Raw genomic sequence first — 14,351 nt, 5'->3', positions numbered from 1 at the left:
CATAAAATTATATTAAATTACATTCATTCTAAGTTCATTCCGATTAAAAGTCAAGGAATTCCTATCCGAATTTACCGAATATCTAAAAATCCTTTTAACACACCAATTGTTTCCGGTGCTTGTAATCTTGCACAAACGTATGGGAATTCCATACTACCTTCAAACATCATTTGAGATGTGAGCGGTGCTCCTGCCCAAAAGATTTCATCATCGATTACGATAAATGGGAATGCTTTATTTTGTCTTTGTAACTTTACATTTTTTAACGGAACTGGTCCATCACTATACACTGTTATTTGCGCATTTGTACGCATTAACACTTGCCATACTCGCTTATCCACTTGTTTTGTACTTGGAAGTGAAATGATGATTTTTCTTTTTGCAGCTAAAATATCTTTCAATAACCATTTCGGCTCTTCAAGATTCATTTCCATAAACCAGCGTAAACGTTTCGAAATTTTTCGTTCCCACAATTGTCTTGATGTCGTGCGATCATACACATCTCCATGACGTTCTATATGAGCTGTTAATTGTGATAACGCTTGTTTTCTCGAAAGGTTTTTACGCATATAATGGCAATCTGATAATTGAATGAACTTCCCTCTCGCTCTCGTTACAGCTACATTGACGAGGCGATGGTTTTTATGGTCAAAGAATAACACGCCTGGTCGTTCTTGCGGATAACTATCCACTGTATCAAATATCATCATATCTCTTTCAGACCCTTGAAACTTATGAACCGTCGCTGCTAAAACAGGTATGTTTTGATATTTCGTTCTCTGCAACATTTCTCTAATGCACGTTGATAAAAAGCGGGATTGTGCCCTGTAAGGTGTAACAACACCGATCGATTGAACACCATCTAACAGTCCGATTAACATCATTTGCATCGCTACTAAACCAGACATAATGTTAAAACGCGAACCTGAAGCAGCGTCTTTTAACGAAAAGGCCCCCATTAAGCTCGTATCAAATAAAACACTCGCCTCATTTGCGAATGGTTGCAATTGCGCAAGTTCTTTACGTTCTGAAACAGACGGATGATCATACACTCTATTTTTATAAATAAATGAGTTTGTAAACTTAGATATATCCGCATGCATACGTCTTTGTTCCTGCAGCATAAAGAGGTTCGGATGCCCTTCTGACTTATTGACAGACTCAACAATCCCGGCATGGTAAAACATATCTTCCCCGAGCCATTTTCGAACGAGTTCATGGTTCGCCATTGCAATTGGAGGTAACTGTAAAAAATCACCACATACGACGATGCGTTTTCCAAGTGATGCAGCTAATGCAATTTGCGGCACATATGCCATACTCACTTCATCTACGACAACTAAATCAAATGTACGCTCATAAATCAGTGAATCAATGGCACATTTCGATAAAGTTGCACCGATTACTTTTGCATTTTCAATGTATTCTTTTTCTACTTCTTTAATTTTCGCTTTTTGCTTTCGAAGATCACTTTCAATCTCTTGTATACGCTTCTTATCAGCAGAAGTCGCTTTATATGATAAAATCTTTTCACGGAGATCTTGTCGTGTTTCCTCTAAATAGAGTCTTTCTTCTCCCCAAGATCCGTTCGTCGTTTCAACTAACTTCGATGCAAGCAACGTTTCATGATTTCGTATATGATCATGTTGGCTATAACCGTAACGAACAATTTCGCCAGGCGTCCATTTCTTTTTCTTCTCAATTTGCTTCGTTACTTCACTCATTAATACGTCCACTGCCGCATTACTATGAGCTAGCACAAGTACCGATTTTCCCTTTTGATAATGCGCTGAAATAATACGTGATAAATTATAAGACTTCCCTGTTCCAGGTGGTCCCCACACGTACGTTGTCGGATTGTAAAACGAACGATACGCCAATTCATTTTTCGGATTTTTCATCTTCTCAATATGTTTTGGACTGCTCGTCCCATCAACAAGACGCTTTATACGATTACGTTTTAACTTATCTTTATGTGCCTCTTTCAATCGCTCTTGTAGTTGCTCTAGCAATTGCCACGGTTCACTGTATAAAACAGCTTCTCGTATTTCACCTTGTATATAATCATTTAATTTCAGTTCTATTTCTAATCCGTGTACAGATAATACTTCCCCTGTCGCTTCTTCACCATCAAACTCAATTCGAATCGGTGAACCTTCAGGTAAGCTTACTTCCGAAATAAGCTGAAATACGTATACTGTACTTTCATAATCTGTATATAAAAAACGACCGTTCATGATAGAAATTTTACTACCACCTATCGTTTTCCAATGTTTAATTTCATACGCTAATGCATAATGCCACTCTTTCATCGTTGCCGATAATGAAGGAGTTTGAGTAGGTGTATTCATCGTATAATCTCCTTCCTTCTCCCCAAACATACTTTCTCACTATAACATATAACGCACTAAAATTTGTAAGGTTTTTATCTTGCTTATTTTCTTAATTTTCAATAATATATTGTATATAATTTTCAGAAAGAAGGAATCTACATGCCAGTTAGAAGAATCGAACACGTTGGACTTATGGTTGCAAACTTAGAAACATCTATTTCATTTTATGAAGAAGTAGTCGGCTTACAGCTCATTAAACGTATGGGGCACCCGAATCCAGACTTACAACTCGCTTTTTTAGGTGTGGAAGAATCGAAGGAAACGATACTCGAATTAATTGAAGGCTACAACTCTTCTCTTCCGGCAGAAGGAAAAGTACATCACATTTGCTTTAAAGTGGATTCATTAGAGGATGAAATTGAAAGGCTAAAGAAACAAAAAGTAACCTTTTTACTAGGAGAAGAAATTGAAACATTACCAGATGGAACACGTTACATATTCTTCGCTGGTCCTGATGGAGAATGGATTGAGTTTTTTGAGACGGAGAGATAAATGGAATAACTTTCGGAATGCAACGAAATTGGTCAGAGCCTCCCTATGAAACAGAATGGGATTTCTTTATAAAGTCTTTATTAAACGGAAAAACTGATGCACTTATACACCTATCACTTCTAATTATTATCATTACTTTAGATTTAGCATTTATATTTTATTATAAAAATAAAAAGAAATAGGATATTCTCTCCTATTTCTTTTCTTAATGTTATAAAAATCTTTCAAATAGCTCTAACTTGCACAATGCTTCCCGTTAATATAATACGCTGATTCTGTGAAAACCGTAAATACAACCTCTACTTCTGGAAGTCCAAAATCCATTACATATGTAGTAATAGCCTTGGCAAATCGATCACGAATTTCCTGTCCACGCTCGAACCATTTCACTTCAATAAGAGGAAACGCCTCTATTTCTTCTCCATTGAATACAAACGTAGAACTTGGTAGTTCCAATGTGAAATTATCCGTACCACACTCACAGATTTCTGCGAGTTCTTCTACTAATGGCTTGCTTATCCTTTTTAATTGTTCAGTAGTAATTCCACGAAACACAACATGCGGCATGTGAATCCCTCCGTTACATAGCTTTATATTTGCTCACATCATAACACAATTTATTTTGCTGCACTAACATTTTAATGACATTCTTAAGAATGATCATATGTTAGTGATGCAATACATGTATTGTAACCTGAAAAATAATAAAGAGGTATTGTCACATCGGTATCAAACTAATAAAAAAATACTCCTAAATAAAAACACGCTACTCTTTCTGTAGATTCATAGGAAAGTATAGCGATGAGATATTCCCTCTATTTCTCCCGTATCGATACGCGAGAATCAACATTATTTATTATATGCCAAAACAATAACAAAAACGGACCTGTTATCAGGTCTCTTCTCGCATTTTTAAGTCCTACAACCTTCATCACTCCTAGTTACTAAATATTAGTTATGTTCATAATTTTGTAACATGTATAGACAGGTATATATGTTATAATCAACTTAGCAAATTACAAATAAATTTGCATTTCCTGTGCCCCTTACCTCCCAGTAAGGGGCGTACCCTTTTATAAATCATTATTTCAATACAACTTTTTCCGCAGTACTTTCTCGTCAATTTCACAAGTTTAAGAACTCTCATACGTTACCTTTTCCAAGGAACTATATGAAGATACACGAATCCCTATTTATATAGGAATTTTTTTATAAAGGAAGAATTCAAAAAAGTAGGGATTATCCCCTCCTTTTTTTGAATTCCGTAACCCTTATTATTTACTATAACCACGATTCAGTTTCGTTAACTTTTCATTGATGTGAAAAATTCTTACTCTAATATCTTTAATACCAGATGCTTGCAGTCTGTTTTTGTGCATTTCGGCGTATTTGTCAGCATCTTGTTTTTCTTCAAATACATAGATGCCTCCAGCTTCTTTCGTTTCTTCGTTCTCCGTCCATATTTTCCAATGGAATCCTTCTTCTTTATTAATACTTTTTGCTAAATCCAAAAATGCTTTTTCCATTTCTTCACCAAAAGGACCTTCAAACGGAAAATCAACTTGTAGTAAATATGCCATTTTCACTCACTCCTATGTTCAATATTTTCAATTCGAATGCATACAGTTTAACGGCTGTTGTCATAATTCAATAAAAGCTCCCAGATTGCGGTAGATATTTTTAAATATTATTTTGTTTTTTTGACTTGATTATAATAAAAGATGGACTTCGCGATTCGTTTATTAAATCTGGCATTTTCTCTATCCCTGCCAAAGTTGATTGTGGTTCGATTATTTTATCCAGCGAAAACCCGTGTTCAATTAAAGTATTTATTAATGTGGCAACTGTTCGATGATAAATTACCACACTATCGTCAACAAACCAGTTGTGTACTCTGATTCCTTCTTCTTGATAATTATCTAATGCCCAGTGTGATTTATTACCATCCTCAGTTTTTATCCAATGGTTGCTCCCTTTGCGAGCTGTTGCTATTGGGTGTTCGGTTGAAAAGATAAATTCACCACTGCTTTTTAATAGTTCATTAATCTTTTGAATCATTGCCGAGTAATCTTCAATGTAATGTATAGAGAGGGAACTTATAATCAGATCAAACTTTTGATTGGTTAGTCCCATATCCTCCATAGGAAGACACATAAATTCTATGTTATCATCCTGATTTAACTTTTTAGCACGTTCAATCATATTTTTGGATATGTCTACACCTACTACGTTTTTTGCACCATTTTCTATACAATACTTTGAAAAATGACCATCACCGCAACCCAAGTCTAATACCGATTTTCCTTTCAAACACAGAATTAATGATTTGATTGCTGGCTGTTCTATGAAGTCATTAGCGTTTATTCCACTTTCACGCAACGCTGTGTAGTTTTTGAAGAAATTCGGATTATCGTAAACATTTTGTTTCACTTACATCACTCCTCTGATAAGTTTTTCATAGATTAAGCTGACTTCTGTTTCCAAATTATCATACTAACCATAAAAATTTTGTCATCCTTTTATTATAGTAATGTTTTTTAGGAAGATATCTCGAACTCAATACTTTCACAATCCTGCCCGTTTGCTGAATAAACTGCTGTAGATACTATACTGTATTAAGAAAATTAACCTTTATTTTAATTTTTTTAAAAATCTTACATGAAATTAAACTTATATAATGTTAGCTTGATGGGCATAGAGAACCGCCCACATTTTAATTATGATTTTGATTTAAACAATGCGTTCTGAGACACTACTCTCCTTCTAAAATAGCGTAATAATATTCATCCCACCATTCATTTCCATGGGGTATACACTTCCTGAAATATCCTTCTCTTCTCATTCCAATTTTCTCCATCAATCGATATGACGGGGTATTTTGGGGCTGACATGTAGCTATAATTCTATGTAATTTCATTTCCTTAAACCCATATTTTAATGTAGCTTGTGCTGCTTCAGAAGCATATCCTTTATTGAAATATTTAGGATTGAATACCCACCCAATCTCATAAGTATGGTCACCAAAATATTTATGAAAAACAATATGACCAATCAGAATATTTTCATCTACCAGTATCACAGGAAAGTTCTCTGCATTTTCACCCATATTTCTATTTACAAAGTTTCTTGTATCTTCTTCAGTAAAAACCCCTTCAGGTATGTATTTCATAACATTGCTATCTGATGTATACTCATGGACATCTTGCCAATCTTTGAACTCAAAATTTCGTATTAATAATCTTTCTGTTCTTATAAACATTTACTTTTCTCCTCTCAAAAAATCGTTTCTTTATTTCAAATCCACATTCAACCCTTAAACTATCTTACAGATTCATCATAGAAACTACATGAATAATAATTTGATAAATATATCATATAACAAATATTAGCATTCATACATTTCGAAAATTATGTTAATTAAGGACAAAAATAGCTTTTTCTTAACTATTCTTAATTTCGTTTACTACTAACTTCATTTTACTTAAATAAAATGCTGGATCTGATTTTTTTTTGCAAATTCTTGTGAATGAGTAACAACAATTACGCATTTTGTTGAGTTTAAATTAAAGTCTACTTCTCCCTGATGTTTCCCCTTTTTATTAAGTATTTCAAATCTAACATGTTGTGTATATAATACATAAAGATTATTGGATTTTGAATCAACATATACGCCCCTTTTATTTAAAAATAAGAAAACCCCATATTCAATAAAAAATACAGGGTTTTTATAAAACAGTTTATTTTGTTTACAGTTATACTTAGTCGAAAGAAGTTCGTGAATGAAATATTACTTATCCAATTAAGAAAAATTCATATACCAGCCCAAACATCTTTTCCATATCGTCCTTCATCTTGCACACGTTCCAACCAATCCCTTGCTTCTTGTTCACTGACTTCATGAATTTCTTGATAGGCTTGACAAAGGGTGTCTTCTACGTCAGGAGCCATTTTACTTCCATCACCACATATATAAAGATGAGCCCCATTATCTAATAACGAAATTAAATTGATTCTATCTTGTTTTATTAAATGCTGTACATATGTTTTAGGATATCCTTCTAGGCGAGAAAAAGCTGTGTGTAAAGAGATTAATCCATCTCTTTCATCATTTTCTAGTTCTGTACGATAAAGATAATCCTTTTCAGGATGACGACAACCAAAGTATAGATGTGCTTCTCCTAAGTTCATACCTTTTTGCTTTTGAACACGACGCGCTTGCAAGAATCCACGGAATGGTGCAATTCCAGTACCTGGTCCAACCATGATAATTGGTGTTTCTGGATTTTCAGGTAATTGAAAGTTTGATTGTGGCGTTCGAATGAAACAAATAATCTCATCTTTATTATGGCGCTGAGCTAAATAATTAGAAGCGACTCCTTCATATGTCCCTACCCCACTCCATGCAGGTGCATGAACAACACCAACCGTAATGCTCAGACAATCCTGCGCAACGAGTGGAGAGCTTGAAATAGAATAGTAACGCGGTTTGAGCGCAGGAAGAAGTTCTAAAAAGCGTTCAAATCGGATTTCACAAGCCTCATACTTTTCAAGAAGATCCAACATTGACATACGTTTCTTTAATATTTGTTCATGATAAACTCCCTCTTCCAATAATGATTCCAATTCCTTTTTATGAGGGGGGCATGCTGTGAATGTCACCATTTCTCGTATTTGTGCCCGAGTGGCTGCTTCTTGCACTTCTACACTATAACTAAGAAGGTCATATAAACGAACAGGACTGTCTAAAGGTATGTGATTTACACTGCGCCCACTTGCGCTCAATATGACTTGATCCTTTCCGTTTAATCCAAAGCGTTTTAAAATTCGGTTGACATTTTTCTCACTATTAATTGGCAGCACCCCAAGGTGGTCTCCTTCTTTATACGTAGCGCCTTCTGGCAAGGATATCTCAATATGTCGCGTGCTTCTTTCGCTGCTAGATGATTGAAGCTCACGATTTTCTAGTATAGATGCATAAACCGCTTCATATGTTCGCGCAAGAGGAGATCCTCCAAGACGACTAACAAATTGTAAACTTAATGTACTGCGTTCTTTCTCCATGTTTTTGTTAAGTTCCAACCCAAATGCCTTCATCGCATCAGACCACATACTTTGTTTCCATTGCTCGAGCTGTTCCTCGAAATCACCACTTGCATCCGCTTCTCCATGTGTAGAAAATCTTGTTGCTCCTTTTTGAGCCATTTGCTCATCAATGTATCTTGGAATTCGTTGATAGGTACTCGCCCAATTATGATCTCCACAACCAAAAACTGCGTATTGAACACCTTTTAGCTCATCTGGTTTTAATTGCTCCAACCACTGCACAAACCGTCCTGCATTACTTGGCGGTTTTCCATTATAAGAAGAAGTTACAATAAGAACCGCCCCTTCTTTTGGCAGACTTCCAATTCGATCGTTAAGAGCTACCACTTCCGTTTGAACACCTTCTAAACTAGCTGTATCTGCTAGTTCTCTTGCAATACCTTCTGCTACCCCTGTATCCGAGCCATACAGAACAAGCAGCGAAAGATTATCGGCTCCAATAATAGCAGGATTCTTCTGAACTTGCTGCTTGGTTTCATGGTTTTTCAGTTTCTCCTCTATAGGCGCAAGAACAGTAGTATGGCTAATAGTTTGATTTCGGGGTAGAATCCTAATTTTAAAATCACCAGGCTTTAACGTTAATGTTTGTTTTACGTCCAGCTGATAGTCTTGATAATCAATGAATTCAAAATGTTGAAGAAGCATGCCCATTACAAGTGTGGCTTCATGAAGTGCAAACTGCATACCGATACATGCCCGTTGACCATTTCCAAATGGCTTATAAGCATGATGAGGAACCTTATCCAGATCTTCAAATCGTTCAGGTTGGAATTCTTCCACGTTTTCTCCCCACGCGTCTTTATCCCTATGTAACTGTGGAATAAGAACAGAAATACGATCTTCTCCTTTCTTAATTGGATATTTCCCACCAATCACTGTATCTTCTTTTGCATAGAGACTGAATGCTGGAGCAGTAGGCCATAGACGTAGCGATTCATTTAAAATCATCCGGATATACTTAAGTTTCATAACTTGTTGGTATGTTGGAGTAGGATCTGTCAAAACCCTTTCTACTTCTTCATAGGCTTTTTTCAATTTATCTGGATTCTTTAATAAAAAATAGATTGCAAAAGATAATAATCCACTTGTTGTTTCATGCCCAGCTATTAAAAAAGTGATAATTTGGAAACGAATATTTTCATCATCTAATTTTTCACCAGTTTCCGGATCCTGCACATTTAACATACGGGAAAGTAAATCATTCTCTTCCTGATTTCCACTACTTTTACGTTCAGCAATAATATTATCTACTAAAGAAAACATAGATTGAATATCATGCTGAAATTGACGTTTCGTTCTCCACATGAGTTTGTCTTCTATATCCAGCCGCTGTAATTGGTGCATCGCCTCATCTAGAGCACGGCTCATGCTAGTAATAAAAGGATGAGGGGTCTCACGATAAAAGCTATTAAATCGATAATTAAAACCACATAGACCAATTGTATCCAATGTAAGGCGGGTCATATCCTCCGGTACATCTACGCTTTCATTCGGATTAAGCCTTGCCCATTTTTGAACGAGTTGTACGGCAAGATCGACCATCATAGCATGATAATCTTTCATTGCCCGTTGGCTAAATGTAGGCATCAAAATATTATGAGCCTTTTTCCAGTTAGGCTCATGAGTCTCACTTGTAAATAATCCGTCTCCAGCAAAGGCGCGAACTTTCGCTAAAGCACCCTCTATACTTTTATCAAATCGTGTTTCGTCACAGACTTCTGCTACCAGTTCATGTCCAGAAACGACAATGATGGTATCACTTAAAGTTTGAATTTGAAAAATGGGACCATACTCTTCCGCTATCTTGATAAAGGATAGGGTCGGTTTATCTTTATCGATTAATGGGAGATTCCCCAGCAATCCATATGTTTTCGGTTGAGGAATGGCAGATACTTTTTTATCCATTAAAAACACCCTTTCAAAAAACATGAAATAAAGTGAAACTTTAATCAGTGGGGGTTTTCTTCATCCCCCACTGATTATTAGCTCTCACCAATCGGACTTTTATGGGCAGCCCGCCCCCCACCTAAATTCTTTGCTTTCGCTGCATTTTGAGGTGGGGGTCTTACTGCCCATTAAAGCGGGATAAAATATCCCATTCAATAAAAAGAAGATAGCAATGAATCGCCTGGGATAAAGATATGTAATTGATTACCTTATTTTATCTTTTCCCTAACTATTCACGATTATGATATTGCTTATAAAGTTCGTAATCTAAGTTGTTTGTTGCTATTACATGTATAACTTGCAGAAAAAATACTAAATGAAAATGAAGTATATTATTATAATGTTTATAAGAAATTGAGAGCTAAAGATTGTAGTATTAGGAAAACCAGTAGCTTCTCATGTCAATTCAAACAAATACGATAAATAACTATACTGTGTTGCTAATGAAAAAGGATCTGATATGAATATCAGATCCTTTTTACTATATATAATTATTTCACTGGTTCATTTCCAAATTTAAATACTAGCGCCATAGCAGCAGACATTTGCATTTCTTCATAATCTAACTAAACAGTAAGAACTTATATGAATCATGATCTAAAGTTTTATTTTGCTCTACCGATTTAACCTCTCGACAGCTTCCGCACTTGTATCTACACGTTTAACGAAAAAAACTAATAGTAGTGCAACAACATTCATGCCAAGCGCTACATAGAATGAATATTGAATTCCGGATAATAAAGCCTTCTGAGTTAACATTGCCTTCGTAGCTTCGGTGAAGATTGTTGGATCTACATCCGCCATTAGACTTTCAGCTTTTGTTTTTGTTACAGAATTCATAATCGTAACAAGAATAGCAGTACCAATCGAACCGGACACTTGTTGAGCTGTATTATTAACAGCTGTACCATGCGGATTTAAACGAGTTGGTAATTGATTAAGTCCGTTTGTCATAAGTGGCATCATCACCATAGCCATCCCAAACATCCGCAGTGTGTAAATAAGAATAATATGTGTGTGACTAGAGTCGAGTTGCAGGTTGGCCAGCATATAAGTTGAAACAGCTGTAATAGAAAGTCCTACTATACCAAGAATACGCGGGCCATATTTATCAAATAGTTTACCTGTAATTGGTGACATAATCCCCATTATTACCGCACCTGGAAGCATCATCAGCCCAGAGCTCAGCGGCGAAATACCGCGGACGTTTTGTACATAAGCTGGTGTTAAAATCATACCCGAAAACATGGCCACTGCGTTAACAATCGCAATTACAGACGCAAGTGCAAACATTGGGTACTTGTAAACACGTAAATCCAATAACGGTTCATTCATTTTTAATTGGCGGACAATGAAAGCAATTAGGGCAATAGCGCCTATGGTTAAGGTTGTTAAAACAACTTTATTCGTCCAACCGTCGGAGCTTGCAGAACTGAATCCATATAACAAACCGCCAAAACCGATAGAAGATAATAGTAATGAGAGATAATCAAGTTTTGCATTTTTGTTTTGTTTCATGACATTCTCCGATTTCCAAATCCCTAACAGTAAGCTAATGATCGCTAACGGTAAAATCATTTCAAAAAGCAAACGCCAGTCATAATACTCTACAATATAACCCGATAGTGTCGGTCCAATTGCTGGAGCGGTAATCATAACTAGCCCAAAAATCCCCATTGCTGTTCCCCTTTTTTCTCTTGGAAAGCTTACTAGCATAATATTCATTAACAAAGGCCCCATGACTGAAGAACCTGCTGCTTGAACCATCCGGCCAGTAAGTAATAAACTAAAGTTTGGTGCTAAAGCCGCTAAGGCCGTACCAAAAATAAAAATCACCATAGATGTAATAAATAAGCTCCTATTGGAGAAGCGAGTTATTAAAAATGCTGATGCCGGAATTAATATACCACTTACAAGCATATACCCTGTAGAAAGCCACTGGATCGTTGAATAATCATTAATGTCTAAATCCTTCATTATGGATGGCAAAGCTACATTTAAAAGCGAGTTATTTAGAAATGAAACAAATGCCCCAATAAAAAGAATTACAAGCATTAAATATGGTGGTTTTCTTTTATGTAATGTTTCACTCATATATTCATTTGCCCCTTCATTATAAATTCCATTGATCAGTTTAAATCGTTTGTATATCTGCATAAGGATACATTGTCCTTGCAGTATTTTGCCAAACTCTTCGAATGGATATTCTCTTTTTAGTAATTCTACTTGCTCAACATAACATTTTAATTTTTTTGGTTGATTAAACCTTGATAAACACGTTTGTTATCCAAAATTAAATTATGCTGAAATAAACAAAAGGAGCGACTGAAAATCCCCTTCTAAAATAAAGTGACACTTTAAACAGTCGGATTTTTACAAGCAGCCGCTTTCGCTGAATTTTGAGCTGGAGATGTCTTGCTGCCCACAAATAGCTGGATAAATATGACCACACACCTATTCCTTTAAATACAGGCTTGTAAATCTAGTTATGTAACCATCCATAAAAAGGAATATTACATAGGCTAAGTCTAACATTACATTTTTAAAGTGAGGGGAATGCGCTTATGTACCAATATTGGTATTTGAATTCAAATGGAAACGGAGAGCAATATAATAACCAAATTGCAATGTCATCATTATATTTACAGCAACAAATAGCGAAAACTGAGGGAATGAATGATTTGAAAGTTCCTGAAATTTGGAGTTGTCGAGTCTATCCATTTGGTTGGGATTCACCAGCCAATTATACGGGTTTCAATCCCGGGCCCCCTCCCTTCCCTTTAGGTCAGCCAATCCATTATGCAGGGATGATACCCCAAGGACATGCTGCTAATTGGGCTCCATTACAAGGCCATGCAGGTTTTAATTTTCAAAAACCTGCATGGCCCCAACCATTCAATCATACAGGGATGTTCGCACCAGGCCATATTGCCGCTTTACTATCACCGCCAGTCAAGCCTTTTCATTTTAATACCAATAATAACTGGGGTATTTTTGGAAACCATCCAGGATGGGGAGGACAGGTAAGTCCCATGGGATGGGGGAATAACGGTCAGCCAGGAATGCTTGGAAACTTACTGTCAGTAGGAAAAGGCACCATGAATGGAATCGGAATGCTTAGTAGTCTAATCGGTATGGGAAAGTTCTTCTTTTAGTTAATTAGAACAGGAGGATAGATCCATAGCCAAGACTTAAAAACCATTTCCTTTTAATCTCCTCAAACATACTTCCTCCAGGTTCGTTTCCTCGTTTTCCAAATTATAAAAACATCAAGAAAAGACATTCCAATTATGGAACGTCTTCTTTCACTTTATAAAACGAGTCAACAATCTGAAATATTCTAACCCACATACTCACTCATTTAACTAAATAAAGTGAAACTTTAATCAGTGGGGGTTTTCTTCATCACCCACTGATTATTAGCCCTCACCAATCGGACTTTTATGGGCAGCCCGACCCCCACCTAACTTCTTTGCTTTCGCTGCATTTTGAGGTGGGGGTCTTACTGCCCATTAAAGCGGGATAAATTGGTTAGTTGCATAAAGCTCTTCTAACTTTCCTTGCGAAGCTTAGCGGATCATCAACGTCTTCGATATTAACGTAAATTAAATTCGGCTCATCACATAACCACTCATTGTGTATAGACGAAACGATTATTCCTTGTTTAATAATTGTAGCAACAAACCCATTGACTTCTCTTTGCAATAGCGCTATCCGGCCTAAACATAATGCTCGTCCTGTTTTATTATCTCGTGATTCGAATGAAATGGAAGTTGTTACTCTAAAACGTTTTCCTAAGATAGTTGCTTGTATTTCATCCCGATTTATTGTAGCCACGCATTTTCCACCGGCGAACCCTTCTTGGCCACCGATAATCCTTGCAAACTGTTGACAAATTAATTCATCATTACACGCCATACCTCTAATCATCCCCCTTTTTACTGTTAGGTTATGAATGAATACTTAGGTCTGAAACGGTAATGAATCTATTCTATTACAAAAAATATTATCGAAATCTAACGAAGTCTATTATATGGTAAGGCATTTTTAGAGAGCACAAAAAAAACACCCTAAGGTGCCATCCTCCGACTTGAGAATCATATCTATGTATGGAGAAATTTAGAAATGACAAATACTAAAGATAAGGTTCTAACTATAATTTATAGAGCTCTTATGCCATTAATTACATTATTCACCATAAGAGGAATCCCATTATATTACTTTCTGATCAGTCTCGTTAAAGCCATCCCAATAAATCCAGCCCCCATCCCTACTAGCCATCCAGCATGAGTATCGCCTAATATAGATCCCACTCCTCCGCCAAGAAACATGCAACCAACGAATACTAATCCTCCAATTCCCCAATTCGGCTTTTCCATAATTCAATCACATCCTTTCAATAAAACATATGCTTTT

Annotated in this window: 11 protein-coding genes and 1 pseudogene; 3 read left to right on the top strand and 9 right to left on the bottom strand. The window is 36.1% G+C overall.

Annotation, left to right across the window (positions count from 1 at the left end):
• Positions 1-71: 71 nt before the first annotated feature.
• A complete protein-coding gene (locus MR113_RS03905) occupies positions 72-2,381 on the bottom strand; it encodes an AAA domain-containing protein (protein ID WP_242251231.1) in 2,310 nt (769 codons plus the stop codon).
• A gap of 111 nt (positions 2,382-2,492) precedes the next feature.
• On the opposite strand from MR113_RS03905, the gene MR113_RS03900 reads away from it, so the two are divergent.
• A complete protein-coding gene (locus tag MR113_RS03900; protein ID WP_229134557.1) occupies positions 2,493-2,885 on the top strand; it encodes a VOC family protein in 393 nt (130 codons plus the stop codon).
• Positions 2,882-3,067 (top strand): annotated as a pseudogene (locus MR113_RS03895) (hypothetical protein); the annotation flags it as partial. The gene MR113_RS03900 and the pseudogene MR113_RS03895, both read left to right, overlap by 4 nt.
• 52 nt (positions 3,068-3,119) lie before the next feature.
• On the opposite strand, the gene MR113_RS03890 reads toward MR113_RS03895, so the two are convergent.
• From MR113_RS03890 to MR113_RS03865, 6 genes are all read right to left on the bottom strand, one after another.
• On the bottom strand, positions 3,120-3,452 hold the full coding sequence (locus MR113_RS03890) for a DUF1904 family protein (RefSeq protein ID WP_001120967.1): 333 nt from the start codon (positions 3,450-3,452) through the stop codon (positions 3,120-3,122).
• A gap of 707 nt (positions 3,453-4,159) precedes the next feature.
• Positions 4,160-4,465 carry a monooxygenase gene (locus MR113_RS03885; RefSeq protein ID WP_061677738.1) on the bottom strand — a complete coding sequence of 102 codons (306 nt, stop codon included), beginning with the start codon at positions 4,463-4,465 and terminating at the stop codon, positions 4,160-4,162.
• A gap of 100 nt (positions 4,466-4,565) precedes the next feature.
• On the bottom strand, positions 4,566-5,315 hold the full coding sequence (locus tag MR113_RS03880) for a class I SAM-dependent methyltransferase (RefSeq protein ID WP_048543649.1): 750 nt from the start codon (positions 5,313-5,315) through the stop codon (positions 4,566-4,568).
• A 322-nt stretch (positions 5,316-5,637) separates the two neighbouring features.
• On the bottom strand, positions 5,638-6,144 hold the full coding sequence (locus MR113_RS03875; RefSeq protein WP_061677742.1) for a GNAT family N-acetyltransferase: 507 nt from the start codon (positions 6,142-6,144) through the stop codon (positions 5,638-5,640).
• 551 nt (positions 6,145-6,695) lie between these two features.
• Positions 6,696-9,893: a bifunctional P-450/NADPH--P450 reductase gene (gene cypD, locus MR113_RS03870; RefSeq protein WP_242251223.1), complete on the bottom strand. Its 3,198-nt coding sequence runs from the start codon at positions 9,891-9,893 to the stop codon at positions 6,696-6,698.
• 657 nt (positions 9,894-10,550) lie between these two features.
• Complete coding sequence (locus MR113_RS03865; protein WP_242251213.1) at positions 10,551-12,029, bottom strand: MDR family MFS transporter; 1,479 nt, start codon at positions 12,027-12,029, stop codon at positions 10,551-10,553.
• Between the two features lie 470 nt (positions 12,030-12,499).
• Between MR113_RS03865 and MR113_RS03860 the strand changes: the two genes are divergently transcribed.
• The gene (locus MR113_RS03860) at positions 12,500-13,090 is read left to right on the top strand and encodes a hypothetical protein (protein WP_242251204.1); all 591 of its coding nucleotides are present in this window, start codon (positions 12,500-12,502) and stop codon (positions 13,088-13,090) included.
• A gap of 376 nt (positions 13,091-13,466) precedes the next feature.
• Here MR113_RS03860 and MR113_RS03855 read toward each other — a convergent pair whose 3' ends face one another.
• Both MR113_RS03855 and MR113_RS03850 read right to left on the bottom strand, forming a co-directional pair.
• The gene (locus MR113_RS03855) at positions 13,467-13,853 is read right to left on the bottom strand and encodes a DUF1259 domain-containing protein (RefSeq protein ID WP_242251202.1); all 387 of its coding nucleotides are present in this window, start codon (positions 13,851-13,853) and stop codon (positions 13,467-13,469) included.
• Between the two features lie 299 nt (positions 13,854-14,152).
• On the bottom strand, positions 14,153-14,314 hold the full coding sequence (locus tag MR113_RS03850) for a hypothetical protein (RefSeq protein WP_242251200.1): 162 nt from the start codon (positions 14,312-14,314) through the stop codon (positions 14,153-14,155).
• Positions 14,315-14,351: the final 37 nt, after the last annotated feature.

It is taken from the genome of Bacillus cereus group sp. BfR-BA-01379 (assembly GCF_022663605.1).
Taxonomy (GTDB): domain Bacteria; phylum Bacillota; class Bacilli; order Bacillales; family Bacillaceae_G; genus Bacillus_A; species Bacillus_A mobilis.
This window is presented reverse-complemented; position numbering and strand designations above follow the sequence as displayed.